Source organism: Mesorhizobium amorphae (genome assembly GCF_014843845.1).
In the GTDB taxonomy this organism is placed as follows: Bacteria; Pseudomonadota; Alphaproteobacteria; order Rhizobiales; family Rhizobiaceae; genus Mesorhizobium; species Mesorhizobium amorphae_A.
Window position 1 is genome coordinate 144,332 of the sequence record NZ_JHQS01000122.1, and the last position, 25,086, is coordinate 169,417.

Consider the following 25,086-nt stretch of genomic DNA (forward strand, 5'->3'; position numbering starts at 1 on the left):
GGCTTGCGGAGAAAATTAAAGCCGATTAGCGTGATCAAAGCAAGTGTGATCACAAATCAAAAAATCAGAAAGCGGCAACGACCGCTCGGCCAGAGGGTGCATGAGCGAGACAATCGAACGGCAGGACGAGATACGCGAACCGGTTCTGGCGGCGAAGAACGTCGTCAGGCGCTTCGGCGGGCTCGTCGCGGTCAATGACGTCTCGTTCGAGGTCCGCCCGGGCGAAATCCTTGGCCTCATCGGCCCGAACGGCGCCGGCAAGACGACGATGTTCGATCTGCTCGCCGGCAGCATCCTGCCTTCCAGCGGCGAGATCTTTCTCAACGGCACCTTGGTCTCGGGCGAAGCCGCGCATCGCCGGATCGGCCGTGGCCTTGGCCGCACCTTCCAGATCCCCCGGCCATTGCCCAACCTGACGCTGATCGAAAACGTCATGCTGGCGGCGCAGGGTCAGGCCGGCGAAAAGCTGCTCGCCAATTTCCTGATGCCGCGACGGGTTGCCGCCGAGGAAAGGATCGGCGAAAAAAAGGCCTTGGAGTTGCTCGAGCTCGTCGCGCTTACCCATCTGGCGCATGAACCGGCGCGGGTGCTGTCCGGCGGCCAGCGCAAGCTGCTCGAACTCGCCCGGGTGATGATGGCCGATCCGGCGATCATCCTGCTCGACGAGCCGGCCGCCGGCGTCAACGCGACGCTGCTCGAAGTCATCATCGATCGCATCCGCGACATCAACGCGCGCGGCATCACCTTCCTGCTGATCGAGCACAATATCGACATGGTGACGCGGCTCTGCCACCACGTGCTGGTCATGGCGAGTGGCCAGCTTCTGTGCGAAGGCACGGCGGATGAGGTGGCGCGCGATCCACGCGTCATCGAGGCCTATCTCGGAGGCGCGGTATGAGCGAGACCGTCCTCGACGTCCGCGACCTCGAAGCCGGCTACGAGCCCGGCGTGCCGATCGTGCGCGGTGCCTCGATCACCGTCAGCAAGGGCGAGATCGTCGTCGTGCTCGGCCCCAATGGCGCCGGCAAGTCGAGCCTGATCAAGGCCATCGCCGGGCTGGTTCCGATCACCGGCGGCACGGTGCGGCTGGACGGCAAGGATATTACAGCGGCACCCGCCCATACGATGGTTCGCCTCGGCCTCGCCTTCGTGCCGCAGACCGAAAACATCTTCCCGCTGATGTCGGTGGAGGACAATCTGAAGGTCGCCTGCGGCATCCTCGAGCGGCGCGAGACCCCTGCCCGCATCGAGGAAATGTATGCCGCCTTCCCCGACCTCGCCCGCCAGCGCCGGACCGTGGCCGGCAACCTCTCGGGCGGACAGCGGCAGATGCTGGCCGTCGCCCGGGCATTGATCGTCCATCCCAAGGTGCTGGTGCTCGACGAGCCGTCGGCCGGCCTGTCGCCGAAATTCGTGGCTATGGTGTTCGATATGCTGGCCGGCATCCGCAAGTCCGGCGTCACCATCCTCTTGGTCGAACAGAACGCCAAGGCAGCGCTTGCCATCGGTGATCGCGCCTATGTGCTGGTCGAGGGCAAGGACCGGCACGAGGGCGTCGCCTCTGAACTGTGGAACGATCCGGTCGTCGCCGAACTCTATCTGGGCCAACGCCGACAGGCCTCCGAAAAGGGGAGCGCGGCATGAACCTGCAATTTGTCGTCGACGGACTTTTGACGGGCTCGATGATCGGCCTCGGCGCCATCGGCGTGACGCTCACCTATTCGATCCTGCGTTTCTCGAACTTTGCCCATGGCGACTTCATGGCCTGGGGCACCTATGCGACGCTCGCCGTGGTCGGCGCCACCGGCGCCATGTTCGGCAAGATAGCACCAATCGCTCCACTCTCCTTCGGCTGGCCGCTCATTGTCGCGCTCATCATCGGCATGGCGATCACTGGCCTGCTGGCGCTGCTGCTCGACTTTGTGCTGTTCGCGCGGCTGCGCGCGAAGGGCCAGGCGATCATCGTGGTGATGGCGAGCTTCGGCGCCTCGATGGCGCTGCGAAGCCTGCTCGAATTCATCTTCACGTCACGTCCGACCTATTTCAGCCGCGCCATCCAGATCGCCATGCCGGTCGGCTTTGGCATCCGCATCACCCCCGACCAGATCGCGCTGCTGCTGCTGACCGCCGTGCTCGTGCTCGGCGTGCATCTGTTGATGACGCGCACGCAGACCGGCCGCTCGATGCAGGCCCTGAGCCAGAACGCGGCGCTGGCCCGCATTGTCGGCATCGACGTTGCCAGCGTCGTGCGCGTCACCTGGATCATCGGCGGCGCGCTGGCCTGCGTCGCCGGTGTCATGATCGGCATTCTCATACAGATCCGGCCGTTCATGGGGTTCGACATGCTGCTGCCGATGTTCGCCGCCGCCATCCTCGGCGGTATCGGCAGCGTTCCGGGTGCGGTTCTCGGCGGCCTGATCATCGGCCTCGCCGAAGCGGGCGCCGTGCAATTGATCGGCGCCGAATGGCGCGCGGCCGTCTCCTTCATCATCCTGATGGCGGTGCTGTTCGTGCGGCCTGTCGGCCTGTTCGGAGTGAGGGAACGCTGATGGATCTGCTCGGCTATGGGGCTTTCTTCCTGACCACGGCGCTGATCTTTTCGCTGGTCACTCTCGGGCTCAACCTGCAATGGGGGCTGACCGGCCTTTTCAATGTCGGCCTCGCCGGCTTCGTCGCCATCGGCGCCTATACGTCCGCATTGCTGACCACGCCCGATGATGCAGCGCGGCTCGGCGGCTTCGGCCTGCCGATCCTGGTCGGCTGGTTCGGTGCCATGCTGGTTGGCGGCATTGCCGCCGCCATCACTGGTATCGCCACGCTGCGCCTCAGATCGGACTATCTGGCGATCACCACTTTCGGCGTCGCCGTCGTCGTTCAGCTGGTCGCGCTCAACGCGCAGAAGCTGACCGGCGGCCCGTTCGGCATCGGCTTCATCCCGCGCCCCTTCGGCAGCCTCGCCGAAACGCCCTTGCTGTTCAACCTGTCGAACCTCGCCGTCGTCTCGGCGGTCACGCTGATCGCCTATCTCGCTCTGGAGCACCTGTCGCGCAGCCCCTGGGGGCGGGTGCTGAAGGCGCTGCGCGAGGATGAGCGGGCGGCGATCTCGCTCGGCAAGAGCGCGCGTTTCTACCGTGTCCAGGCCTTTGCCGTCGGCGGCGCCATCATGGCGCTGGCCGGGGCGCTGCAGGCGCATTTCACCGGCTTCATCGCGCCGGACAATTACCTGCCGATCCTGACCTTCCAGGTCTGGGTGATGCTGATCGTCGGCGGCTCGGGCAGCAATCTCGGCGCCGTCGTCGGCAGCATCCTGGTGTGGGCGATATGGGCCGGATCGGGGGCCTTGACCAGCGTGCTGTTTGCGCCGGAGCAGCAGGCACGCGCGGCCTCGCTGCAGATCGTCGCCATCGGCGTGATGCTGTGCGTCATCCTGCTGGTCAGGCCGAACGGGCTGTTCGGCGACAAGCCGCTGCGTGCGCGGTTTGGCAAGCGTGCGAAGGCGGCGGCGGGCGAAAGCACGTGACGAACGACATGGCCGGCTCGCGTGGCGTCTCCCTCTGGCACGCCGTCGGCCGCAACCGCCGCGAACGGCCGGCCCTCGACGGCGCACTCGACGTCGATCTGGCGATTGTCGGCGGCGGCTTTTCGGGCCTTTCAACCGCCCTGCATGCCGCCGAGCAAGGGCGCTCCGTCGCCGTTCTCGAAGCCGAAATCATCGCCTGGGGTGCGACCGGCCGCAATGCCGGTTTCGTGGTGCCGAATTTCGCCAAGATGGACCCGGTCGACATCCTGGCGCATCTCGGGCCCGAGCATGGCGAACGGCTGATTGATTTCGCCGCCGGCAGCGCCGACCTCGTCTTCGACCTGATCAGGCGGCATGGCATCGCATGCGACGCCCTGCAAGGCGGATGGATACAGCCGGCGCATTCGCCGGCGGCTCTTGAGAAGGTCAAATCACGGGCCAGCCAATGGGCAGAGCGCGGCAGGCCGGCCGTCACTCTGGACAGCGAGGAGACCCAGGCGCTGACCGGCGTTCGCGACTATGCCGGCGGCTGGATGGACCGTTCGGGTGGCGTGCTCAACCCGGTCGGCTACGCGAACGGACTGGCCGATGCGGCGGAGAAGGCTGGTGCGAAGATCTACGAGGGCACGCCGGTCACCTCGGTCGATCGCGTGGCCGATGGCTGGAGGCTGAAAACGCCATCGGGCTCGGTGCGTGCCGGCAAGGTGCTGATCGCCACCAACGCCTATGGCGGAGCGCTCTACCCGTTGCTTCAGCGAACCTACATTCCGCTGAAGGTCTTCCAGATCGCGACCAGGCCTCTGCCGCGCAGAGTGCGCACGCGTTTGCTTCCAGGCGGGCAAGGCGTCGGCGACACCAGGCGCAATCTCTTCACCTTCCGCTTCGATGCCGAAAACCGGTTGATCAGTGGCGGCATGCATATCGTCGGCGCCGGCGCCGATACGCGCGTCCCGCAAGCGATCTGGCGACGGCTTGCTCGGCATCTCGACCTGCCTGACTTGCCGCCTCTCGCTTACAACTGGTCGGGAATGGCTGCGGTCGAACCCGACTTCCTGCCACACCTCCTGGACCTTGGACCGGGACTGATCGCCGGCCGCGCCTGCAACGGGCGCGGTATTGCCATGACGACGGCGATGGGCAAGACGCTGGCCGACTGGGCTGGTGGAACTGAGGCCCGCGACCTGCCGCTGCCCTTTGCGCCACCTTCGCCAATTCCGTTGCATGGCCTGATGCGGCATGCGCCAAACATGCTGTTGCCCTGGAGCATGCTGCGTGACCGGCTGGACGAGGCTGGCTAGTCCTGCCGATGGCCCGCGGCGGGCCATGCCGCGGCGGATGCCGCAACCAGCATCAGCAAGGCGGCGATCATGGCGCAATTTGCGAAGCCGAAGCCGGTGTAAAGCGGGCCGAAGCCTGTCGTGCCGACAAAGACGGCGAAGTAGGTCACCGCGCTGTTCAGGCCCATGATGGTGCCGCGCCGCGACGGATCGAGCGCGGTGAGCCGCATCACCAGCACGTTCAGGCCGAAGTGGTTGGCTAGGCCCCAGACCGCCACCATCGCCAGCGTCAGGCCGAAGCTGCCGCTTGCCGCGGCGATCGCGACATAGACGACCGCGACCAGCAGATAGGCGAAAGGCATGACGCGGCGCGCGCCGAGGCGATCGATGACGCCGTCGAGAAGTGCGGCCGCGCCGAAGCCGGCACCATAGGCAAGTGCCGCCCAGCCATTGGCACTGACCGGCTGGCCCAAGCCGCTGTGAAGGTGATCGCCGAGATAGCCATAGACGCCATAGAAAGCGGTCATGAAGGCGGCGCAGGCGATGAGCAGCGGCACGATGCCGGGAACGGCCAAGGCGCCGAACGGCGTCGGCGCCGGACCGCTCTTCCTGGTATCGCTGAGCGAGGTCAGCGTCAGACCTGCCAGGGCAAAGGCGGCAAGCACCGCGACCGTGCCAAAGACGGCGCGCCAATGCACGAGATCGGCAATCACGGCCGACAGCGAGACGCCGGCGACCATGGAGAGCGTCCAGCCGGTCAGCACGACGCCGATCGTGCCGCTCTCGCGGCCGGGTGGTGCGATCGCTGCCGAGCTTGCATAGATCGCCGGCATGGCAATGCCTGCAGCTATGCCGGCGACGAGCTGGGCGGCGACCAGCGCCGTCACCGTCGGCGCCAATGCGGAGGCGACCAGGCCGATCGCCAGCAACAGCAGCGCGCCCTGCAGCATGCGTCGCGCGCCGATGCGATCGATGTATCGCGCCAGGAAGAGCGCGCTTGCCGAGGTGCCGAGGCCGAAGGCGGCGGACGCTATCATCACCCCCGGCACGCTTGCGCCGAACGACGCCGCCACGGCCGGCGCGATCGGACCGAGGACCAGCGAATTCGAGCCAATGACGGCGATGCATCCGGTGAGCAGATAGGCGATCGCCGGGATCGGCGGCCGGGGCGCCGCTGCGAAAATTGCTGATTGATCGCTGTTCGACATGCGACCATAATGGCCGAATGAAGTTCAGCATCAACAAGGAATTTCCATATGGATGAAGAAACAGATGGCATTCAGCGGAACCGGCCTACGGCCCGGGACGTCGATGCGACGGACCGAAAGATATTAGGCGTTCTGGTCGACGACGCGACGATCAGCTACGCCGATCTCGGCGATCGGGTCGGCCTGTCGCCGCCGGCGGCGCATGAACGGGTGAAGCGGCTGCGCCGCAGCGGCGCCATCCGCAGCACCGCGGCGATCATCGATCCCAAGGCGGTGAAGAAGCCGCTGCTCGCCTTCGTGCATATCGACACCAAGGGCTGGGGCAAGACGCCGGAATTGATGGCGGTTTCCCAATATCCGGAGGTCGAGGAGATCCATTCGGTGGCCGGCGACACCTGCATGCTGCTCAAGGTGCGCACCGAGGATACACGCGCGCTGGAGGGCCTGCTGTCGCGCCTCTACGAGACACCCGGCGTGACCTCGACGCGAAGCTATGTCGTGCTGTCGACCTATCTCGAGCGGCCCGTGCAGCCGGGCATCACAACCGAATGGCCGACGCCAAGGCACATGGCCCAGCCGCTGTACTAGAGCTATTTGTCTTTCCAGAAATCGGCCTGGAGTTGCGCCGCTTCATCGGCAAGCAGCGGGCCGACGACTTCGGTCGGACGCTGCCCTGCTTCGAAGACGATCGTGCAGGGCAGGTCGAGTGTCGGATTCTCGTCGTGTGCACCCGTCAACGCCTTGAGGTCATGTTCGCTCTGCCCAAAGACGACCCGTCCGATGCCCGCCCAATAGATTGTCCCGGAGCACATCGCGCAAGGTTCGGCCGACGTGTAGAGTGTGCAAGAGGCCAGCTCTTCGAGGCTGAAATTCATCCCCGCCCACCGGGCCAGCAGACTTTCGGCATGAGCGGTACGGTCGCCGCCTCCGGATTTGTAGCCGTTGAGTTGCTCGCGCAACACATTGCCGTCCTTGTCGGCGAGGAGCGAACCAAAGGGATGTTCGCCAGCATCGCGGGCCTTGCGCGCGACGTCGAATGCCTGACGGAGCAGGCGCTCATCATAGGGGCGTTGTGGCATCGGCAGATCCTCCGGCGGTGCCGCTTGATCATGTGCCGAACAATCCGCCGACTCAAGTCGGCAGCTGGAACGGGCGGTAAGGCCGCTACTGCCCGGTCGCGCCGGCGTAGATATCGAGAACGCGGGTGATGCTGCCGATCAGAAGCTCATGCGCTGAAGGTTTGACCCGGCCCGCCGCAACCGCTGCATCGAGCTGTCCAAGGTATTGGCCGATCAAGGTGCGGGGGATATCGCGGTCGCCCAGCGCATCGAGCAGCGCCTGGGTCGCGCGCTGCGCGTCCGGCGCCGGCCAGTAGTAGCGAATGCGGTCGCTGAAGGAGAAATGCCGCTCGATGCGCTGCTCGTCGGGTGTGCCCGGATAGTATTTGCGCCAATTGTCGGGCGCGACCAGCATGATGCGTTCCATCGCCGCCGGCAGGTTTTCGCGCGGCGGGTCCGGCGCCAGTACGTCGGCGATGTGGCTCAGCCCATAAAACGCCTCGCGCAGCGCGAAGGTCAGCCAGGGTCCAACCTTGAGGATGGCAAAGCCGTCGCGCACCAGAGCACCAAGCGCTTCGCTAGGCTGGTAGTCTGTCGAATGCGCCTCGAAGACGAATTGCGGCATGCGCCCGAGCACGGCGACCAGTTCCGTCGCCTTCTGCGGCGCATAGGCGATGATCTCGGCATTGCCGAATTCGACGCCGGGCTGGACGACGACGCCGACCGCACGGGCAAAGGCGGCGTCGAGGCCGGCGCGCGAAAAAGCCTGGCGATGGATCTCGACGGTGCGCAAGGCGTCATCAGGCTCGGTGACATGCATATGGTCGAGCGCTTCGAGCGCGCCGCCCGGCACCGGTACTTCGGTGCCGATGATGTAGACCGGCTTCTCGCCGCCAGCACGCTCGACCGCCGCCTCGGCGACGGCGGCAAGTTCGGCGGCGCGGGCAGCGATGGTCTCGTCGGCGAGCGCGGCGGGATCGTCGGCGCAGGCCATGCTGGTGTCGAGATGCAGCTTGGTGAAACCGGCGCCGGCATAGGCGTCGATCATCGCCTTCGCCTTCGCCATCGCTTCGGCGGAAGGAAGATGCTTCCACGGATTGGGACCGAGATGATCGCCGCCAAGGATCAGGCGATCGAGCGGAAAGCCGGCCTTCTTCGCATGGCCTTCGACGAAGCTACGGAAGCCGGCCGGCGTCATGCCGGTGTAGCCGCCTTCGTGGTTGACCTGGTTGCAGGTCGCCTCGATCAGCACATCGGAGCCACGCGCCGCGCCGTGGCGGAGCGTCGCCTCGATCACCAGCGGGTGCGCCGAACAGATCGAGGCGATGCCGCCCTTTTCGCCCGCGGGGCGCCTCGCCGCGATGCTGGCAAATCTCTGCGTCGCGGCGCTCATGACTGGCCTCTCCCGGCGGTGGTTGCGAAAGCCTCGACCTCGGCCAGCGGAAAGATACCTTCCATCGGCCCCTTGCGGGTGACGGCGAGCGCGCCGCAGGCATTGGCGATGCGCAGCGCCTCGACTGGAGCCGCGCCGCGCAGCCAGAACGAGACGAAGGCAGCGCCGAAGCAGTCGCCGGCGCCGGTCGGATCGACCTCGTCGACGACAAAGCCCGGCAAGGCAACCGTGCCGTGACGGTCGTGATAGGCGGCGCCGTCGGCGCCCTTCTTGAGAACGATGCAGGACACGCCGCGCTGCAGGAGCTCGTCGACCGCGCCCTTTTCGTCGCCGCCCGATGAAAACAGGAACAGCTCATTGCCGCTCGGCAGGAAGACATCGGTTTGCTTGAGCACCTGGTCGAGCGCCTCGCGCATGCCGGAGGCCTGCATGATCTCGCGGCGGATGTTGGGGTCGAAGGAGACGGTCCCACCCTTGGCCTTCACCGTCTGGATCGCCGACAGGGCGACCTCGGTGGCGCGGTCGGAAAACAGCGACGAGCCCATGACATGGACGTGGTCGGTGCCGGCCAGCATGCTCTGCGCGGCCGCATCGATCCCGACCAGACCGGCGGCGCTGTTGCGGATGTTGAAGACAAAGTGCCGGCTACCGTCGGCCCGGTAGGTGACAAAGGCGGTGCCCGTCGCGTGGCCCTTGTGGACCGCGATTGCCGACACGTCGGCGCCCAGGGTCCGCAGCCGCTCGATGTTCAGCTGGCCGAAATCGTCCTCGCCGACGGCGCCGATCAGGCCGGCGGGCTGGCCGAGCGCCGCGGCCTGGCCGATAAAGATGGCGGGCGCGCCGGACGGATAGGGACCAAGCAGCGGACCGGGCTCGAGAAAGCTCTGGCCGATGCGCTCGGCCATGATCTCGACGAGGATCTCGCCGGCTGAGACCAGCTTCTTCATCTCGCGGAATTCCTCCCGGCGTTTCGCCCCAGTCTGACTTGGCGACCTGTCAGCCGCGCAGCTCTGCCTGGCGGCAACCGACATAAGGAGTCAATACGGCTTGCACTTTTTTGCGTCAATTAATAAATTGACGCGTGGAATAAATTATCAATACGCGTTGAAACTGCTGGAGTTATCTGTAAAATTTCACCTTGCAGGTGCGAGCCGGCGCACCGTATCTAGGTGCCGGGCAGCGCCAGGGATTGGATGTCCATGACGCGAGGGGTTCAATGCCTATGACGCACAAGACGATGGAGGATTTTGCCCGCTCCTGTGGCGTCTCCAGGCCGACATTGTCGAAATATTTCGACGATCCGACCAGCGTCAAGCCGGCGACGCGAAAGCGCATCGAAGAGGCGCTGCGTTCGTCCGACTACCAGCCCAACCTGTTTGCCCGCAACCTGAACCGCAAGCGCACCCGCAGCATCGGCATCATGGTGCCGACGGTGGCCGATCCGTTCTATTCGGAGATGGTCAGCCGCATCGAGCTTCGGCTGCGCGACGAAGGCTACTGGCCGATCGTGATCTCCTCGCACGGCTCGCGCGAACTCGAAGTGGAGGCGACGCGAACCATCCTGTCGCTGAAGGTCTCCGGTGCGCTGATCGCGCCGCTCGGCCTGCGCTCGGATCGCCGCACGCTGGAGAAGCTGACGCAGGCGATACCCGTCGTCTATTTCGACACCTATCTCGAAGGCGGAACCCCTTTCGTCGGCAACAACAACGCCCAGAGCATCTCGACCATCGTCGAATATCTGTGCCGCTCCGGCGATGCGCCGGTCTATTTCGACATCCCGCATGTCAACCACAATTCGCCGGAACGGCTGGAGAGCTATGTCGGCTCGATGACGCGGCTCGGGCATGAGTCAGTCGTCATCGGCGACACCGACGACTACACCTGGGATTTCGAGCGGATCGGCTACGAGCAGACGGAAAAGATGCTCGCCAACGGCGGCCTGCCGGGCAAGACCATACTGTGCAACAACGACCGCCTCGCTTTCGGCGTGATGGCGGCGGCCTATGCGCGCGGCCTCAAGGTCGGCCGCAAGGGCGATTGCGACCTGCGCGTCGCGGCCCATGACGATCATCCGCTGAGCCGCTACACATGTCCCGGCCTCACCACCATGGCGCAGGATTTTGCCGCCATGGCCGGGCGCAGCGTCGAGACGCTGCTTGCCTTGCTCAACGAGGACGACACGGCGGTCGCGCCCAAGGTCAGCCTCGACGCGACGCTGGTGATGCGTCAATCCGCTTAAGCCTTCCCGAAAGCCGGATCGAAGCCGCGCCATGCGGTAACCGCTTCGGCCACCGCCTGCCGCGCCGCCGGGCCATGACGGCCCATCGAGACGAAGCCGTGGATCTGCCCTGGCCAGTGGCGCAGCACGACCGGCACGCCGTCGACTTCGAGACGCCTGGCATAGGCTTCGCCTTCGTCGGCGAGGATGTCGTGACCGGCGAGGGCGATGAAGGCCGGCGGCGCGCCGGCGAGGCTTTCGGCTTTGAGCGGCGAGGCGCGCCAGTCGTCGATGTCGCCGGGATTGCGGACATAATGATCGCGGAACCAGGCCATGGTTGCCGCGGTGAGGCCAAAACCTTCGCCGAAGCGACGATAGCTGTCGGCCGTCTGCGCGGCGTCGGTGTTGGGATAGAACAGCAATTGCGCGGTCAACGGGACGCGATCGCCCCGCGCGAGCAGAGCGAGCACGGTGGCGAGGTTGCCACCGGCGCTGTCGCCGGCAACGGCGATGCGCCTTGCGTCGATGCCGAGATCGCCAGCGACATCGCGCATAAAGTGCAGCACGGCGAGGCAATCCTCGACCGCCGCCGGAAACTTGTGCTCCGGCGCCAGCCGATAGGCGGGCGAGACGACGACGCAAGCCGCCATGTTGGCGAACCAGCGGCATATCTCGTCATGCGAGTCGAGATTGCCGATCACCCAGCCGCCGCCATGCAGATAAAGCAGCGCCGGGGCGTCTGTGGCAGGCGCGCCCTGCCCGCGATAGAGCCTCAGCGTCAACGGGCCGCCGGGTCCGGCGATGGTCCGCTCGCTGACCGAACCCACCGGCTCGCGCTCGCCCTGCAGGTCCGGAAATCCTTTGTCATAGGCACGCCGCGCCAGTTCCGGCGTGCCGGCCTCGAATGGCGGGGCGTCGGCCTGCCGGCCGAGGTCGAGCACATGCCGGGCTTCCGGGTCGAGCGCGGACAGGGACGGCGTTGCCGAGAGGATCGATGTCATTCGAACCTCCGCGTCAGGCAAGCAGGCTTGCCGCCTCGTCCTCGCCAAGCAGCGGCGGCTGGTCGACCGTGCCAACGACGGCAACCGATCCCTGGCTCTCGCCCGAGGCCAGGATCGCCTCCATGATCTCCAGCACATGCAGCGCCAGCTCGCCCGAGGCGCGCGGCTTGCGTCCATCGGTCAGCGACCGCGCAAGATCGGCGACGCCGAGCATGCGGTAATTGGCGCGATCGGGCGCGGTATAGGGCCAGTTGCGCGCGCCGTAGAGCTCGGCCTCGCTGGCGAAATCGGCCCAGTCGGCGCCGCGCGCCGACAGCGAGACGGTGCCGCCGAACGTGTCGGGATCGGGCAACCTGAGCGAGCCTTCCGTGCCGTGCAATTCGATCGGATGGTTGGAATGTTTGAAGACATCCCAGGAGGCGCCGAAGGTGACGGTGGCGCCGGAGCGGAACTCGAGCAACGACAGGATGTTGGTCGGCGTGCCGACCTTGAAGCTGGTGTTCTTGTAGGGGCCTTCGGCGGTGATCAGCCGCTCCTCCTGGCCGCGCGTCGCCATCGCCATGACGCGCTCGACCGGGCCGAGCAAATTGACCAGCATGGTCAGGTAATAAGGCCCCATGTCGAAGACCGGGCCACCGCCGGGCTGGTAGTAGAATTGCGGATTTGGATGCCAATGCTCCATGCCGCGTCCCATCATGAAGGCAGTGCCGGTCACCGCACGGCCAATCGCGCCCTCGTCCATCAGCCGGCGCGCCCACCGTCCGGCGGCGCCGAGGAAGGTGTCGGGAGCCGAGCCGAGCAGCAGCCCGCGCTTCGCCGCCTCGGCGACAAGGCGGCGGCCGTCGGCGGCCGAGGTCGCCAGCGGCTTTTCGGTGAAGACGTGCTTGCCCGCCGAAAGTGCGGAAAGCGAAATGTCGAAATGCGCCGCCGGTATCGTCAGGTTCAGCACAAGGTCGATGTCCGGATCGGCCAGCAGCGCATCGACGCCGAGCGCGCGGATGCCATATTCATTGGCGCGGAGGGCGGCCATGTCAGCCGAAATGTCGGCACAGGCTCGCAACTCGACGCCGCCGAACAGAGCCGCATTGCGCAGATAGGTCATCGAGATGTTGCCGCAGCCGATGACACCAATGCCGAGCTTCGTCTTTGATTTTCCGTGCATGTTCGATCGTACCTCCCAATGCGGCAATGGTCTCGCTGAACCGTCGCACCGGCAACGGATCATGGTCGAAAACCGCTATACAACATTTTAAATCTTGACGCGCGTAAAATTATTATAGAACATGCGGGAATGCTGGCGCAACATAGGGAGGCTGCCGGCCCTGGGAGGAGAAAATGACAGACATGAAAAAACGGCCGACCGCCGATACGAAGCCCGTGGGCCATGCGCGGATTGGATCTTTCCGTCGCGGTCAGGGACCGAGACGGGTTCAGGCATAGATCACCTTGGCCCCTGTCATATCTCGGAAACACTGGGTCCAGGAATTGAAATCAAACGATTTGGGAATTTTGCACTCATGAGCCTAGGAACCAAGGTGCGTCTTGCGCGCCTCTTCTCGCATCCATCGGGGAAACTTTTTGGCGGCGCGGTCGACCACTTCGTCGGCTATGGCGACGTGCGCAAAGGCGGCCTTGCCGACCTGCCGGGTGCGCTCGCACGCGTCATGGTGGGCAAACCCGACTACGTCAGCATCCAGCCTGGCACCGCGCGCCATCTGTGGCCGCAATATGCGGGCAAAGCTTCCCTGGTGATTCAGGCGGGCTGCTTCACTGCGGACGATCGCATCAGCGAGTTGATCGCAACGCCCGAGGATGCGGTGCGCGCCGGGGCCGATGCGTTGGCCGTGGCTATTCCGGTGCGTGGCGCAACCGAGGGCAAATACATACGCTGGCTGACCGATTCGGTAAATGCGGCGGCCCGCTACGGCATGCCTGTGGTGGCGCATATCTACCCTCGCGATTTCACCGACGGAGCAAAGATCGTCTTCACCCCAGACGAGATCGCCTATGCGGCGCGCATCGGCTACGAGTCCGGCGTCGACGTGATCAAGATCGGCTACACGGGCGATTTCGAATCGTTCCAAGAGACCGTCCGGACCTGCCCGGTGCCGGTTGTGATCGCGGGTGGTCCGAAGACCGATACGCTGCTCGGCGCGCTTCAGCAGACGGCGGACGCCATCCGTGCCGGCGCACGCGGTGCCGTGGTAGGCCGCAATCTCTGGGGGCATGGCGATCCGGAGAAGGCAGCGCTTGCCTTTCGGGGCGTCATCCATGACGGCCTTTCGGCGCAAGACGCCCTGGCGAAGGCGGGTGCCTGAACGATGCCCACCGTCCCCTCGATCCTCGGCTTCGGCGCTATTGCGATCGACGACATCGTCTACGTCGATCAGCCGTTGTCGGCGGGCAAGGGGAAGGTTCTGCAAAGTGCCCGCGCTTTCGGGGGAAATGTCGCAACGGCCCTGGCCGCCGTCGTGCGGCTCGGCGGAACCGCCGGGTTCGTCGGATGGCTGGGCAGTGCCGCGGACGACGCCGTGCTGCGCGATCTCGTTGCGAGCGGTGTTGAAACCGCATTCGCACCGGGCCATCCCGACGCGCGCCCGGTGCGCTCGCGGATCACCGTCGGCTCGGACGGGGAACGGTTCATCGCATATGACGACGATGCGATGCTGGGCACCGCTCCGGACTTTCCGGACGATATCCTCAGCCGCGCGACCGTCCTGATCGTCGATAGCTACGCGATCCGGTCGCTGGATGTCGTGGCTCGGGCTCGCGATCTCGGCCTTGCGATCCTCGGCGATATCGAATGGAGCAACGGCCCAGCCACGGAGCGGCTGATCGCGCTCTGCGACCATCTCATTCTTCCACTCGACTTTGCGCGGACCGCCACGGGGTGCCGATCGCCCGCCGAGATGCTCGATGCATTGTGGTTGCCGTCACGGTCCGCCGTGGTTCTGACCGATGGTGGCAGGGGCGTGTACTATCGCGGGCGTGAAGAGACAGGTCTCTGGCACCTGCCCCCGCACCGGGTTGTGGTCGTCGACTCGACCGGCGCGGGTGACTGCTTTCATGGCGCCTATGCCCATGCATTGACGCGCGGAGCCGACACCGCAGGCCGGGTGGCATTCGCGGCCGCGGCGGCGGCCCTTTCGTTAACGGGGCGTGGCGGGCGCGAGGCGCTTCCGACCGACGACCAGGTCACGGAACTCCTGGCATCGACGAACGCGCCGTCAGCAGTCGAACTGAGAAAAGCGCATGTCGATACTAGAGCATAGCATGAAACTATCCGAGGAAATATTTCGCATGCGAACGTAAGCCGAGGAGAATTATAAGAATAATCGGCTTATACTTGTGGAGGGAGGAAGATGGCAGAAGTCATTCTTGAGAATATCTGCAAAACCTACGGGAACAATTTTCGCGCAATCGACCAATTGAACCTATCGGTCGAGGACGGCGAGTTCTTGATTCTCGTCGGGCCATCCGGCTGCGGCAAATCCACCGCGTTGCGAATGATCGCGGGATTGGAGGACATCACCAGCGGCAGCCTTCGGATCGGCGGAGTCGACGTCGTCGACATGCCGCCCAAGGACCGCGACATCGCGATGGTCTTCCAGAGCTACGCGCTCTACCCGCATATGACGGTGTCCGAAAACATCGCCTTTTCGATGCGGCTGGCAGGCAAGCCGAAGGCCGAGCGCAAGAAGCGCGTGGACGAGATCGCCAAAACCCTTCAGCTGACGTCTTTGCTGGACAGCAAACCCGCGAACCTTTCAGGCGGACAGCGTCAACGGGTTGCCATGGGCCGCGCCATGGTGCGCGAGCCGGCCGCCTTTCTCATGGACGAACCCCTTTCCAACCTGGATGCGAAACTGCGTGTTCAAATGCGCGCCGAAATCACCAGCCTGCAAAAGCAGCTCGGCGTAACGACCATATACGTGACCCACGACCAAATCGAAGCGATGACGATGGGGGACAGGGTCGCGGTGTTGAAAGGCGGCGTGCTGCAGCAGGTCGACACACCCAAGAGACTCTATGAATCGCCGGTGAATGCGTTCGTTGCCGGCTTCATCGGTTCTCCTTCGATGAACCTTTTCGAGGCGACCCTGACGGGCGACGAGCTGATGTCCGGCACCTTCGCCATCCGCCTGCAGGATGCAGCCTTCGTGCGCAGGCCGGGCTTGCGGTCGTATGCGGGGCGCAAGGTCGTGTTCGGCATCCGACCGGAGGATCTTTATGACAGCAGCCTCGAATCCGGTCGCAAGTATCAGACGATACCGGCCAAGGTGACCTCGATCGAAGAACTCGGATCCGAACAGATCGTCCATCTGAACATCGACGCGGTCCGGGTGGACTCCGGCGATCCGGACGCGGTGGACGATTTTGGCCTGGCATCGAACGCGGTGGCGAGATTCGAGCCGATCAGCGCCGTCCACTCCGGCTCGGAAATCCGGGTGGCCGTGGATGATGCCAAGTTCCATTTCTTCGATCCCGAGACGCATCTGGCGATCTGAAGATATGCGGCAGACCGCAGGCGAGAGGGAGGCGCCTGCGAAAGATACTGGCAAGAAGGCTTCTGAATAAACCAGACGATCGTCCGCATTGTGCGGTCGATCTTAAAGAAGGAGGAGAAAATGATGTTTCGGATACAACCCGCGATGCTGAAAATAGCCGCGGCCGCATGGTTGCTTGGCGCAACCAGCGCCATGGCGGACACGGCGCTGGAATTCACCCAATGGTGGGAACCCGAATTGCCGGCCGGCTCGCTCAGGGCAATCATGAACGACTTCGAGACTGCAAACCCCGGAATCAAGGTGACGCTGGTCAGCGGCCCCTATGCGACCACGCGCGACCAGATCTCGGTTGGTGCTGCAACTGGAACGCTTAGCGACGTCGTCGGTCTCGACGGCGCCTGGGTGAACAATCTGAACGCGCAGAATGCGCTGGCCGACATGAACCCGATGATGGACGCGAGCGGGTTCGACAAGACCCAGGTCGCGGATATCATCAAGGTGGACGGCAAGGCGGTGATGTTTCCCGTGGCTTCGTTCGTCTATCCGGTCTTCGTCAACATGGATCTCGCTGCCCAGGCCGGCGTGACCAAGCTGCCGTCGACCCGCGCGGAGTTTCTCGAAGCCGCCAAGAAGATGACCCATGTCGACAAGAACCAGTATGGCTGGGTGCTTCCCTTGTCGCTGCAAACGCCGTCCGGTGTCCAGAACGACCTGATGTCGTGGGTCTGGGCCTCGGGTCAATCGATGATGGCCGACGGCAAGCCGGCTCTCGAGGGCAAGCCGGTCGTCGATATGCTCACCTTCGTCAAATCGCTGAACGACGCCGGCGTCATCTCGCCCGGCATTGCCACCAAGACCGAGCAGGAAAAGGTCGAGGAATTCGTCAACAACCGGGTCGGGATGATGATCGACTCGCTCGCGCATGTGAACCTCATCCGCGAACGCAATCCCAAGCTGAACTTCGACCTCATCCCGGTCCCGGTCGTGGAGAACTACACTGGCAAGCGCGGCCTTCCCTACGCCTCCTGGGGCATCGGCATCTCTGCGGCCTCGAAACATCAGGAGGAGGCCTGGAAGCTCGTCCAATATCTGATGAGTGAAAAGGTGAACGCCAAGCTCGTGTCGCTTGCAAACGCTTTCCCGGGCAACGTCAACGCCAAGCCCGATTTCGTGACCTCGGACAAGGCTTTCGGCAAGGCTTTCGAAATCTACAAGACCGGTTATCTCGCCAACGAGTTCACCGGTCTGCCGGTGGCTGAAGACTTGATGACCAAGTTCGACGTGGAAGCCCAGAAGATGCTCGCCGGCGAGCAGTCTCCGGAACAAGCCGCAGCCAACGCTCAAAAGGGCTGGATGGCGAAATTCTGAGGGGCCTGTTCCCCGTTTGCTATCTTCGGCCGGGTGGCCTGACTTCGGGCAGGCCACCCGTCAACAACGGATCGGCAATTTGAGATGGACCTGTTTCCGAAGCGCACCTTCCTGTTGAAGGCGTATCCCAAGGGTGGCACATGACTCGGCAGAAGCGCTCCCACCATAGGCTGAAACGAGCGGTCGCACCCTATCTCTATCTGTCACCCTCGCTCCTAATAATCGGCCTTCTGATGCTGCTGCCGATGGTGACGGTGATTGGCTATTCGTTCCAGAACAGCGCGGTGCTGCGTCGCGACCCGTCCTTTGCCGGACTGAAACACTACCAGGCGATCTTTGCCGATCCGGTGTTCTGGGCCTCGCTGTGGCACACGCTCTACTTCACATGCATGAGTGTCGTCTTCCACATGACCATCGGCATGGTCTTCGCACTCATGCTGAACAGCGACCGCATCAATCCGACGCTGCGCAATATTCTGCGCGTGCTCTACATACTGCCTTGGCTGTTCACCGCGGTGATTATCGCCGTGATCTGGCGCCTCCTGCTCGAGCCGAACGGTGTCGTGAACAGCGTTCTCATGCAGATGGGCATCATCGGTTCCAAGGTCGAGTGGTTTTCCTCGCCCGAGACCGCGCTGCACGCCGTCACCTTCGCCAATATCTGGGCGGGCTACCCGCTTTTCATGGTCAGCCTGCTCGCAGGCTTGCAGGGCATTCCCAAGGATTTCTACGAGGCCGCCGATATCGACGGGGCGAAGGCCTACCAGAAGCTGATCTTCATCACCATCCCGCAGCTGATGCCGATCATCATCAGCATCTCGCTGCTCGACTTCATCTGGACCATGCAGGTCTTTCCATTGATCTGGATAACGACGGGCGGCGGTCCGATCTACTCGACCGAGGTCCTCAGCACCTACACGTACAAGCTGGCGTTCTCGAGCTACAACCTGTCGCAGGCGTCGGCGAGTGCCGTGGTCATCCTGCTGATCTCTCTCGGCCTGACGCTGTTCTACATCCGCTATCAAAAGGCTCGGTAGTCACCATGAGGAAAAGGCACACGCCGAAAGACAGGCTGATCACCGTCGCGCTCCATGCCGCGCTTGCCGCAGGGCTCTTTTTCGCGGCCTTCCCGATCTACTGGATGCTGAGCAGCTCGTTCAAGTCGAATACCGAAATCTTTGCCCTGCCACCAACCGTCCTGCCGAAGGCCTTCACGCTCGAAGCGTATGCGGCCATCCTTGGCGACCCGGTAAAGCTGCGCTTCTTCTTCAACAGCTACTTCGTGGCCGGAGCGGTGACCGTGCTGACGGTGCTGATCGCCTTGCTGGCCGCCTATGGGTTCAGCCGTTTCAATTTCCGCGGCAAGGGCAGCCTCAACACACTCATCATCAGCACGCAGACGATCCCGCCGATCACGCTTTTGATCCCCTTCTTCGGGCTTGTCGTCTCGTATGGCATCTTCGACACCTACGTCGCACTGATCCTGACCTACCTGGTGTTTACGCTGCCCTACGCGATCCTGCTGATGACGGGATATCTGAACACCTTGCCCCGCGATCTCGATGAAGCGGTGGCGGTCGACGGCGGCACCAGCTGGACCGCACTCTGGCGGGTGATCGTCCCGATTTCACTGCCTGGTGTCGTGGCGACGTCGGTCTACACCTTCCTGTTGTGCTGGAACGAATTTCTCTTTGCGCTGACGCTGACGAAGTCAACGTCCATGCGCACCGTCCCGATCGGCATCCAGCTGTTGATGGGGCAGCACGCCTTCGAATGGAACCAGATGATGGCGATGAGCGTGCTCGGCTCGCTACCGCTCTTGCTCATCTACCTCATTGCCCAGAGGTTCTTCCTCGCCGGCATGACCGCGGGCTCGGTCAAGTAGGATGTCCCTCCCACGGAGAACTGATGGAGTAGGCCGCGCATCGAAATCGATGGATTGGCCCTTCTCTGCTGGCAGGCGATATCGCCGCGGCCTCAGGCGTCTTTATAGCGCCGCTGATCGTGCTCGTGCTGTTCTTCCGGCGCCACATCATCGAAGGGCCTACGCAGGTGGAATCAAGGAATGAAAGGATGAACGTGAAAGACCTCAAAGTCGGCTGCCAGACCTTCACATGGGAGATGCTCGGAGACCGTTTTGCCGGCGGCCCCGACGACCTGCTCAAGGCGATCGCCGATGGCGGCTATGCCGGCATCGAGATCACCGACGCGATGATCGGCCACTATGCCGGCAAACCGGCGGAGTTCGCGACCGCGCTGAAGACATCCGGCCTGACGCTCGTCTCCTTCGCCTTCGGTTCGAACAGCGGCTTCACACTCAAGGAGAAGATCGGCGCCGATATCGAGACCGCCAGGCGCTGGATCGATTTTGCCGCCGCCTTTCCGGGCGCGCTGGTGTCCATGGGCTCGGCGACCGTCGTGTCGGACGGCCCGCGCGACGACAAGTTCGCCATTGCGGCCGAGGTCTACAACAAGGCTGGTGAACTCGGCCGCAAGGCCGGCGTCCAGGTCGCGGTGCATCCGAGTTCGCACCACAACACGCTGCTCTACGACCGCGCCGATTACGACCGCATCTTCGGTCTGCTCGACGCCTCGCTGGTCGGCTGGGTGCCCGACACCGGCCACATACTGCGCGGCCACAAGGACATGGCCGACACGCTCACCACCTATCGCGACCGCATCCGCTACGTGCATCTGAAGGACGTCGACGCCGGCGGCACCTGGGCGATGCTCGGCAAGGGCATTTGCGACACGGCGAAGGTGATCGAGATCGCCAGTGCCGCGCCCAACTTCAACGGCTGGCTGGTGCTGGAGGAGGAATCCGAAACCGCGGCCGCCGATCCGGCCATAGCGGTCAAGACCAATCGCCAGACCATGCGCGGCTACGGAGCCTGAGACGATGATCCGCAAGCAAGACCGTCGTCTTCGTGTCGGAGTGCTCGGCTGCGGGCCGATCGCGCAATTCGCCCATCTGGAATCCTGCGTGAAGGCCAGCAATGCCGATCTCTACGCGATCTGCGATGCCGCCCCCGACCTGCTGGCGCGCATGGGCGCGACTTATGAGCCCGAGAAGATATACGGCGACTACGACGCCATGCTCGCCGACCCGCAACTGGAAGCGGTGATCGTCGCCACCTCGGACGCCTATCACGTGCCGATGTCGATCAAGGCGCTCGAAGCCGGCAAGCACGTGCTGTGCGAAAAGCCGATCGGCGTCTCGGTCGAAGAGGGCCAAAAACTTGCCGACGCGGTAAAGCGTTCCGGCAAGGTGCTTCAGGTCGGCCATATGAAACGCTTCGATCCGGCGCTGGAGGCGGCGCGCGATTTCGTCCGCGACGAGATGGGCGAGATCCTGGCGCTAAAAGCCTGGTATTGCGATTCCACGCATCGCTACACCAACACCGACGCGGTGCAGCCGCTGCCCGTGACCAGCAAGCTGGCGAGGAAGCCGGCCGGCAATCCGAAGGCGGATCTGCGGCAATATTTCATGCTGGCGCATGGCTCGCATCTGGTCGACACGGCGCGCTTTTTGTGCGGCGAGATCACAGCCGTGCGCGCCCGCCTCAACGAGCGCTTTGGCGCCTATTGCTGGTTCGTCGAAACGGAATTCGCCAGTAGCGCACTTGGCCATCTCGACCTCACCGTGGCCGTGCGCATGGACTGGCACGAAGGTTTTCAGCTCTATGGCGAGAACGGCTCAGTGATCGCGAAGACCTTCAATCCCTGGTATTTCCGTGCCAGCGAGGTCGACATCTTCCACGAGAAGGATGCGACCTCGCGCAAGCCGCTCGGCGCCGACGGCCATTGCTTCCGGCGCCAGCTCGAGGGCCTCGCCGAGACAGTCCTCGACGGCAAGCCGATGCGCGGCGCCGATGTCGATGACGGCCTCGCCTCGATCCGCGCCATGGTGGCGATCGCCCGCTCGGTCGAGAGCGGCGAGCGCGTCGAGATCGCCAGCGTCACGGGAGCGGTCTGATGCAAATCGGGGTGTTCGCCAAGACTTTTCCGGGCAGCGAGCCGGCCGGCGTGCTGGAAGCGGTGCGCGACGCGGGATTTGCCGTCACCCAGTTCAACCTGGCCTGTGCCGGCCTGCCGTCGATGCCGGACAAGGTTCCGCTGGATACCATCCGTGCCATCGCGGCCGCCTCTGATGCCACCGGCGTCGGGGTGGTCGCGCTGTCCGGCACCTACAACATGGCGCATCCCGACAGAGCGGTGCGCGAGGACGGCCTGCGTCGGCTGGCGGCTGTCATCGAGGCCGCGTCAGCACTTTCCATTCCGCTGGTCACGCTCTGCACGGGAACCCGCAACCGTGACGACCAGTGGACGCACCATCCCGACAATGCCGATCCCTCGGTCTGGGCCGACATGGCGCGCGAAATGGAAAAGGCGCTCGACCTCGCCGAACGCCACGGCGTCGATCTCGGCATGGAGCCCGAGCAGGCCAACATCGTGACGTCGGCCGACGACGCCATGCGTCTCATCGCCGAAATGGGCTCGAAGCGGCTGCGCGTCGTGCTCGATCCGGCGAACCTGTTCGAGCAGGCGGATGCGGCGCAAGCCCGCGCCATCGTCACCGCCGCCATCGAAACCACGGCGGGCCATGTCGCCATGGCCCACGCCAAGGACCGTTTCGCCGACGGCCGCTTCGCCACCGCCGGGCAAGGGGTCGTCGATTTTGCCGACTTCGTCGCACGGCTCAAGGCAACAGGCTTTGACGGCCCGTTGGTGACGCATGGGCTTTCGGCCGAGGAAGCGCCAGAAGTCGCCCGCTTCCTGAAAGGGCTGGTGTGATGAAGCGCCCGACGACCTTGCTCCGCGATGACGCTACGCTCAGGGTTTCCGACGCGGGCGATGGACTGGCGGTCGTCTTCCAGCATGGCCTCGGCGGCAGCGAGGCGCAGGTCGCTCAATCCTTCCCCGCCGGCGCCGACTTGCGGCGCATCACGCTCGAATGCCGCGGACATGGCGGCTCGGCGCTCGGCAGAAGCCGGCCGTTCTCGTTCCAGATGTTCGCCGACGATGTGCTCGCCGCCGCCGACCAGGCCGGCCTCGAGCGTTTCGTCGCCGGCGGCGTCTCGATGGGGGCGGGAATCGCGCTGCGCCTCGCCTGCCGCCATCCCGACCGCGTCGCCGGCCTGGTCCTGGTGCGTCCGGCCTGGACGTTCGGCAAGGCACCGGCCAACATGCGGCCGATCGCCGAGGTCGCCGGCCTTATCCTAGACCATGGTCCGGACAAGGCGCGGGCGCTCTTTGCGCAGTCGGATACCGCCGTACGCCTCTATCGCGAGGCGCCCGACAACCTCGCTTCGCTGTTGGGCTATTTCGACCGGCCGGACACCATGGCGTTCGCGCAAGTGCTTGCCGACATCGCCGCCGACGGACCGAGCGTTTCGGCAAAGGATGCGGAGGCCCTCGACATTCCGGCTTTGGTCATCGGCAACGCGATGGATGCCGTGCACCCGCTGTCCTCCGCCTATGCGCTGGCGGCCGCCATTCCCAACGCCGTCTTTGCCGATATCGCGCCCAAGGCGCTCGACAGCGCCAGGCATTTCGCAGAGCTGCACGCCGAGATCACGGCCTTCCTTCACCCCCACGCCAACTTCCGGAGCCTCATTCCGTCATGACCACCAAACCCCTGTCCGGCCCCTCGGCAATAGCCGCCTTGCCGCGCAATCGGCTGATCGGCGAGTTCTCGCTGTGGTCGGCCGACCTCGCCAATATGGAGCGCGACCTGAAGCGCATCGACGCTCATGTCGACCTCCACCACATCGACGTGGCGGACGCCCGCTTCACGCCGGGCTTCCTGTTCTTCCCCGACCTGGTGGCGCGGATCGCCAAGCTGACCGCAAAGCCTATCCATGTGCACCTGATGGTCGAGGCCGAAATCGTCGAGGAACAGACGCGGCAGTTCATCGAGGCCGGCGCCGACCTGATCAGCGTGCATGCCGAAAACGGCGAGGCCGGACTTCGTGCCGTGCGGCTGGCGCATGAGCTCGGCGCCGAGGCCGGCGTGGTGCTCAGGCTGGAAACGCCTGTTGCCGCCGTCACGCCCTTCCTGCCCGAAGTGGCGTTCGTGACGCTGCTCGGCACCTCCATAGGCGTCAAGGGCCAGAGCCTGTCCGACCAGGCCTGCCCGCGGCTGATCGAGGCGCGCGCGCTGATGCGCAAGGCCGGCCGCGAGACGGACATCGTGCTCGCCGCCGACGGCGGCATCCGCCACGAGACCGTGCCGCTTCTGCGCGCCGCAGGCGCCGAGACCGTGGTGCTGGGCTCGCTCGCCTTCGGCGATCCCGACCTTGCGCAGCGCATGGCCTGGCTTCACGGGCTGGAGGTCGCGGCCTGATGAACACGCTTGCGCTTGCCTTCGATCTCGGCGGCACGGAGCTGCGCGGTGCGCTGGTCGAGCGCAGCGGCGACGTCATGGCGCGTGTTTCGGCGCCGACGATGGCGGGCGCGGGATCGGAGGCGGTGATCGGCCAGATCATCACACTGGCAGGCACGCTGCTCAAGGAGCATCCGCAGGCAAAGGTGGTCGGTATCGGCATGTGCGCGCCGGGGCCGCTCGATCCCAAGGCCGGCATCGTCATCGGGCCGCCGACGCTGGCCGGCTGGCACAATGTGCCGCTGATCGACATTCTCAGCCGGCAATTCGGCCTGCCGGTGCGGCTGGAAAACGACGCCAATGCGGCCGCCCTTGGCGAATGGCGCTTCGGCGCCGGCCGCGGCAGCGGATCGCTGGTCTTCGTCACGGTGTCGACCGGCATCGGCGGCGGCGTGGTTGCCGACGGCCACATCTATCATGGAAGGCGCGGACTGGCAGCCGAGATCGGCCATATGACGATTACCGGCGAAGGCGAACGCTGCTTCTGCGGCGCCGTCGGTTGCTTCGAGGCGGTCGCTTCGGGGACGGCGCTCGGGCGACGCGCCACCAAGCTCACTGCCCCTGGCGACGGCTCGCTGCTCCGGCAACTTTCGAATGACGGCGACGTTTCGGCCCGGCATGTCGTCGAGGCCGCGCGCGCCGGCGATGCCAGCGCACTCGACCTGGTCGAGGCCGAGGCGAAGTGGCTTGGAATCGGCTTCACCAATTTGCTGCATCTCTATTCGCCTGATCTGATCGTCATGGGCGGCGGTCTTGCCAACGGCTTCGACCTGCTGGCGCCGCTGATCAGAACCACCGTCGAGACTCGGGCCATGCCCGCCTATCGCGACGTGCCGATCGTGCCGGCTGAGCTCGGCGACCGCGCCGGGCTGGTCGGCGCGGCAAGCCTGATCCTGTGGGAGGGCGAGCCGGGCACGGCGCTGGCGATGGTGCAGGACGAAGAGACGAAGAACGGCGCCGGCGGCCAAGCCGGCGCCAGAGCCGGATGATTTCAGGTCGAATCGACCTGAAATCATCCGGCTCTAGATCAAAGGAGTGGAGCATGATGTCGTCCGAAAACCGCTACGCACTTTTCCTGGAATTGCACTAGGCTGAATCGACATTCATCGCATCCATAACATGGCGCAGGCGAGTTGGATGAAGCTGAGGA

25 protein-coding genes are annotated in these 25,086 nt (G+C 64.6%); 19 read left to right on the forward strand and 6 right to left on the reverse strand.

Annotated features, from left to right (window positions below; all coding sequences use genetic code 11):
- The first annotated feature begins 100 nt into the window (after positions 1 to 100).
- The 5 genes from DH08_RS31570 to DH08_RS31590 are packed head-to-tail and all read left to right on the forward strand — an operon-like array spanning position 101 to position 4,818.
- Entirely contained in the window at positions 101 to 898 is a 798-nt protein-coding gene (locus DH08_RS31570; RefSeq protein WP_192183139.1) for an ABC transporter ATP-binding protein, read from the forward strand.
- Entirely contained in the window at positions 895 to 1,644 is a 750-nt protein-coding gene (locus tag DH08_RS31575) for an ABC transporter ATP-binding protein (protein ID WP_192183140.1), read from the forward strand. Before DH08_RS31570 ends, DH08_RS31575 begins: the two co-directional genes overlap by 4 nt.
- A complete protein-coding gene (locus DH08_RS31580; protein WP_192183141.1) occupies positions 1,641 to 2,549 on the forward strand; it encodes a branched-chain amino acid ABC transporter permease in 909 nt (302 codons plus the stop codon). Before DH08_RS31575 ends, DH08_RS31580 begins: the two co-directional genes overlap by 4 nt.
- Complete coding sequence (locus tag DH08_RS31585) at positions 2,546 to 3,520, forward strand: branched-chain amino acid ABC transporter permease (protein WP_192183164.1); 975 nt, start codon at positions 2,546 to 2,548, stop codon at positions 3,518 to 3,520. The genes DH08_RS31580 and DH08_RS31585 overlap by 4 nt, the downstream gene beginning before the upstream one ends.
- 8 nt (positions 3,521 to 3,528) lie before the next feature.
- Positions 3,529 to 4,818 (forward strand): NAD(P)/FAD-dependent oxidoreductase, encoded by a 1,290-nt coding sequence (locus tag DH08_RS31590; protein WP_192183165.1) that lies wholly within the window; start codon positions 3,529 to 3,531, stop codon positions 4,816 to 4,818.
- Here the strand turns inward: DH08_RS31590 and DH08_RS31595 are convergent.
- Entirely contained in the window at positions 4,815 to 6,005 is a 1,191-nt protein-coding gene (locus DH08_RS31595; RefSeq protein WP_192183142.1) for an MFS transporter, read from the reverse strand. The two genes, DH08_RS31590 and DH08_RS31595, sit on opposite strands and share 4 nt — an antisense overlap.
- 48 nt (positions 6,006 to 6,053) lie before the next feature.
- Here DH08_RS31595 and DH08_RS31600 point away from each other — a divergent pair, with 48 nt between their 5' ends.
- Positions 6,054 to 6,593, forward strand: coding sequence for an Lrp/AsnC family transcriptional regulator (locus tag DH08_RS31600; protein WP_192183143.1), 540 nt, complete (start codon positions 6,054 to 6,056; stop codon positions 6,591 to 6,593).
- 2 nt (positions 6,594 to 6,595) lie between these two features.
- Here DH08_RS31600 and DH08_RS31605 read toward each other — a convergent pair whose 3' ends face one another.
- From DH08_RS31605 to DH08_RS31615, 3 genes are all read right to left on the reverse strand, one after another.
- Entirely contained in the window at positions 6,596 to 7,084 is a 489-nt protein-coding gene (locus DH08_RS31605) for a nucleoside deaminase (protein ID WP_192183144.1), read from the reverse strand.
- Between the two features lie 85 nt (positions 7,085 to 7,169).
- A complete protein-coding gene (locus DH08_RS31610; RefSeq protein ID WP_192183145.1) occupies positions 7,170 to 8,456 on the reverse strand; it encodes a D-tagatose-bisphosphate aldolase, class II, non-catalytic subunit in 1,287 nt (428 codons plus the stop codon).
- Entirely contained in the window at positions 8,453 to 9,403 is a 951-nt protein-coding gene (locus tag DH08_RS31615; protein ID WP_192183146.1) for a sugar kinase, read from the reverse strand. The genes DH08_RS31610 and DH08_RS31615 overlap by 4 nt, the downstream gene beginning before the upstream one ends.
- 269 nt (positions 9,404 to 9,672) lie before the next feature.
- On the opposite strand from DH08_RS31615, the gene DH08_RS31620 reads away from it, so the two are divergent.
- A complete protein-coding gene (locus tag DH08_RS31620; RefSeq protein ID WP_192183147.1) occupies positions 9,673 to 10,695 on the forward strand; it encodes a LacI family DNA-binding transcriptional regulator in 1,023 nt (340 codons plus the stop codon).
- Here DH08_RS31620 and DH08_RS31625 read toward each other — a convergent pair.
- Entirely contained in the window at positions 10,692 to 11,675 is a 984-nt protein-coding gene (locus DH08_RS31625; protein ID WP_192183148.1) for an alpha/beta hydrolase, read from the reverse strand. The two genes, DH08_RS31620 and DH08_RS31625, sit on opposite strands and share 4 nt — an antisense overlap.
- Before the next feature lie 13 nt (positions 11,676 to 11,688).
- Complete coding sequence (locus DH08_RS31630) at positions 11,689 to 12,837, reverse strand: Gfo/Idh/MocA family protein (protein WP_192183149.1); 1,149 nt, start codon at positions 12,835 to 12,837, stop codon at positions 11,689 to 11,691.
- A gap of 355 nt (positions 12,838 to 13,192) precedes the next feature.
- Between DH08_RS31630 and DH08_RS31635 the strand changes: the two genes are divergently transcribed.
- The 12 genes from DH08_RS31635 (at position 13,193) to DH08_RS31690 (ending at position 24,925) form a co-directional block, all read left to right on the forward strand.
- Positions 13,193 to 13,993 carry a beta/alpha barrel domain-containing protein gene (locus DH08_RS31635; RefSeq protein WP_192183150.1) on the forward strand — a complete coding sequence of 267 codons (801 nt, stop codon included), beginning with the start codon at positions 13,193 to 13,195 and terminating at the stop codon, positions 13,991 to 13,993.
- A gap of 3 nt (positions 13,994 to 13,996) precedes the next feature.
- Positions 13,997 to 14,947 carry a PfkB family carbohydrate kinase gene (locus DH08_RS31640; protein ID WP_192183151.1) on the forward strand — a complete coding sequence of 317 codons (951 nt, stop codon included), beginning with the start codon at positions 13,997 to 13,999 and terminating at the stop codon, positions 14,945 to 14,947.
- Positions 14,948 to 15,037: 90 nt separating this feature from the next.
- Positions 15,038 to 16,183, forward strand: coding sequence for an ABC transporter ATP-binding protein (locus tag DH08_RS31645; protein WP_192183152.1), 1,146 nt, complete (start codon positions 15,038 to 15,040; stop codon positions 16,181 to 16,183).
- Between the two features lie 120 nt (positions 16,184 to 16,303).
- The gene (locus DH08_RS31650) at positions 16,304 to 17,551 is read left to right on the forward strand and encodes an ABC transporter substrate-binding protein (RefSeq protein WP_192183153.1); all 1,248 of its coding nucleotides are present in this window, start codon (positions 16,304 to 16,306) and stop codon (positions 17,549 to 17,551) included.
- Between the two features lie 140 nt (positions 17,552 to 17,691).
- The gene (locus DH08_RS31655) at positions 17,692 to 18,588 is read left to right on the forward strand and encodes a carbohydrate ABC transporter permease (RefSeq protein ID WP_112566022.1); all 897 of its coding nucleotides are present in this window, start codon (positions 17,692 to 17,694) and stop codon (positions 18,586 to 18,588) included.
- A gap of 5 nt (positions 18,589 to 18,593) precedes the next feature.
- Positions 18,594 to 19,436 (forward strand): carbohydrate ABC transporter permease, encoded by an 843-nt coding sequence (locus tag DH08_RS31660; RefSeq protein ID WP_192183154.1) that lies wholly within the window; start codon positions 18,594 to 18,596, stop codon positions 19,434 to 19,436.
- A 188-nt stretch (positions 19,437 to 19,624) separates the two neighbouring features.
- Positions 19,625 to 20,446 carry a sugar phosphate isomerase/epimerase family protein gene (locus DH08_RS31665; protein ID WP_192183155.1) on the forward strand — a complete coding sequence of 274 codons (822 nt, stop codon included), beginning with the start codon at positions 19,625 to 19,627 and terminating at the stop codon, positions 20,444 to 20,446.
- 4 nt (positions 20,447 to 20,450) lie between these two features.
- Positions 20,451 to 21,527 carry a Gfo/Idh/MocA family protein gene (locus DH08_RS31670; protein WP_192183156.1) on the forward strand — a complete coding sequence of 359 codons (1,077 nt, stop codon included), beginning with the start codon at positions 20,451 to 20,453 and terminating at the stop codon, positions 21,525 to 21,527.
- On the forward strand, positions 21,527 to 22,345 hold the full coding sequence (locus tag DH08_RS31675; RefSeq protein ID WP_192183157.1) for a sugar phosphate isomerase/epimerase family protein: 819 nt from the start codon (positions 21,527 to 21,529) through the stop codon (positions 22,343 to 22,345). The genes DH08_RS31670 and DH08_RS31675 overlap by 1 nt, the downstream gene beginning before the upstream one ends.
- Positions 22,345 to 23,178, forward strand: coding sequence for an alpha/beta fold hydrolase (locus tag DH08_RS31680; protein ID WP_192183158.1), 834 nt, complete (start codon positions 22,345 to 22,347; stop codon positions 23,176 to 23,178). The genes DH08_RS31675 and DH08_RS31680 overlap by 1 nt, the downstream gene beginning before the upstream one ends.
- Positions 23,175 to 23,897: a ribulose-phosphate 3-epimerase gene (locus tag DH08_RS31685; RefSeq protein ID WP_192183159.1), complete on the forward strand. Its 723-nt coding sequence runs from the start codon at positions 23,175 to 23,177 to the stop codon at positions 23,895 to 23,897. The genes DH08_RS31680 and DH08_RS31685 overlap by 4 nt, the downstream gene beginning before the upstream one ends.
- Positions 23,897 to 24,925 carry an ROK family protein gene (locus DH08_RS31690; protein ID WP_192183160.1) on the forward strand — a complete coding sequence of 343 codons (1,029 nt, stop codon included), beginning with the start codon at positions 23,897 to 23,899 and terminating at the stop codon, positions 24,923 to 24,925. Before DH08_RS31685 ends, DH08_RS31690 begins: the two co-directional genes overlap by 1 nt.
- Positions 24,926 to 25,086 lie beyond the last annotated feature (161 nt).

Excerpts from the sequence above, each read along its gene's own strand:
- DH08_RS31620 (WP_192183147.1), top strand. The coding sequence starts at position 9,673 with ATGCCTATGACGCACAAGACGATGGAGGATTTTGCCCGCTCCTGTGGC.
- DH08_RS31690 (WP_192183160.1), top strand. The coding sequence starts at position 23,897 with ATGAACACGCTTGCGCTTGCCTTCGATCTCGGCGGCACGGAGCTGCGC.
- DH08_RS31685 (WP_192183159.1), top strand. The coding sequence starts at position 23,175 with ATGACCACCAAACCCCTGTCCGGCCCCTCGGCAATAGCCGCCTTGCCG.
- DH08_RS31575 (WP_192183140.1), top strand. The coding sequence starts at position 895 with ATGAGCGAGACCGTCCTCGACGTCCGCGACCTCGAAGCCGGCTACGAG.
- DH08_RS31640 (WP_192183151.1), top strand. The coding sequence starts at position 13,997 with ATGCCCACCGTCCCCTCGATCCTCGGCTTCGGCGCTATTGCGATCGAC.
- DH08_RS31625 (WP_192183148.1), bottom strand. The coding sequence starts at position 11,675 with ATGACATCGATCCTCTCGGCAACGCCGTCCCTGTCCGCGCTCGACCCG.
- DH08_RS31635 (WP_192183150.1), top strand. The coding sequence starts at position 13,193 with ATGAGCCTAGGAACCAAGGTGCGTCTTGCGCGCCTCTTCTCGCATCCA.
- DH08_RS31590 (WP_192183165.1), top strand. The coding sequence starts at position 3,529 with ATGGCCGGCTCGCGTGGCGTCTCCCTCTGGCACGCCGTCGGCCGCAAC.
- DH08_RS31670 (WP_192183156.1), top strand. The coding sequence starts at position 20,451 with ATGATCCGCAAGCAAGACCGTCGTCTTCGTGTCGGAGTGCTCGGCTGC.
- DH08_RS31645 (WP_192183152.1), top strand. The coding sequence starts at position 15,038 with ATGGCAGAAGTCATTCTTGAGAATATCTGCAAAACCTACGGGAACAAT.
- DH08_RS31570 (WP_192183139.1), top strand. The coding sequence starts at position 101 with ATGAGCGAGACAATCGAACGGCAGGACGAGATACGCGAACCGGTTCTG.
- DH08_RS31600 (WP_192183143.1), top strand. The coding sequence starts at position 6,054 with ATGGATGAAGAAACAGATGGCATTCAGCGGAACCGGCCTACGGCCCGG.
- DH08_RS31660 (WP_192183154.1), top strand. The coding sequence starts at position 18,594 with ATGAGGAAAAGGCACACGCCGAAAGACAGGCTGATCACCGTCGCGCTC.
- DH08_RS31665 (WP_192183155.1), top strand. The coding sequence starts at position 19,625 with ATGAACGTGAAAGACCTCAAAGTCGGCTGCCAGACCTTCACATGGGAG.
- DH08_RS31655 (WP_112566022.1), top strand. The coding sequence starts at position 17,692 with ATGACTCGGCAGAAGCGCTCCCACCATAGGCTGAAACGAGCGGTCGCA.
- DH08_RS31630 (WP_192183149.1), bottom strand. The coding sequence starts at position 12,837 with ATGCACGGAAAATCAAAGACGAAGCTCGGCATTGGTGTCATCGGCTGC.
- DH08_RS31650 (WP_192183153.1), top strand. The coding sequence starts at position 16,304 with ATGATGTTTCGGATACAACCCGCGATGCTGAAAATAGCCGCGGCCGCA.
- DH08_RS31605 (WP_192183144.1), bottom strand. The coding sequence starts at position 7,084 with ATGCCACAACGCCCCTATGATGAGCGCCTGCTCCGTCAGGCATTCGAC.
- DH08_RS31675 (WP_192183157.1), top strand. The coding sequence starts at position 21,527 with ATGCAAATCGGGGTGTTCGCCAAGACTTTTCCGGGCAGCGAGCCGGCC.
- DH08_RS31595 (WP_192183142.1), bottom strand. The coding sequence starts at position 6,005 with ATGTCGAACAGCGATCAATCAGCAATTTTCGCAGCGGCGCCCCGGCCG.
- DH08_RS31615 (WP_192183146.1), bottom strand. The coding sequence starts at position 9,403 with ATGAAGAAGCTGGTCTCAGCCGGCGAGATCCTCGTCGAGATCATGGCC.
- DH08_RS31580 (WP_192183141.1), top strand. The coding sequence starts at position 1,641 with ATGAACCTGCAATTTGTCGTCGACGGACTTTTGACGGGCTCGATGATC.
- DH08_RS31610 (WP_192183145.1), bottom strand. The coding sequence starts at position 8,456 with ATGAGCGCCGCGACGCAGAGATTTGCCAGCATCGCGGCGAGGCGCCCC.
- DH08_RS31680 (WP_192183158.1), top strand. The coding sequence starts at position 22,345 with ATGAAGCGCCCGACGACCTTGCTCCGCGATGACGCTACGCTCAGGGTT.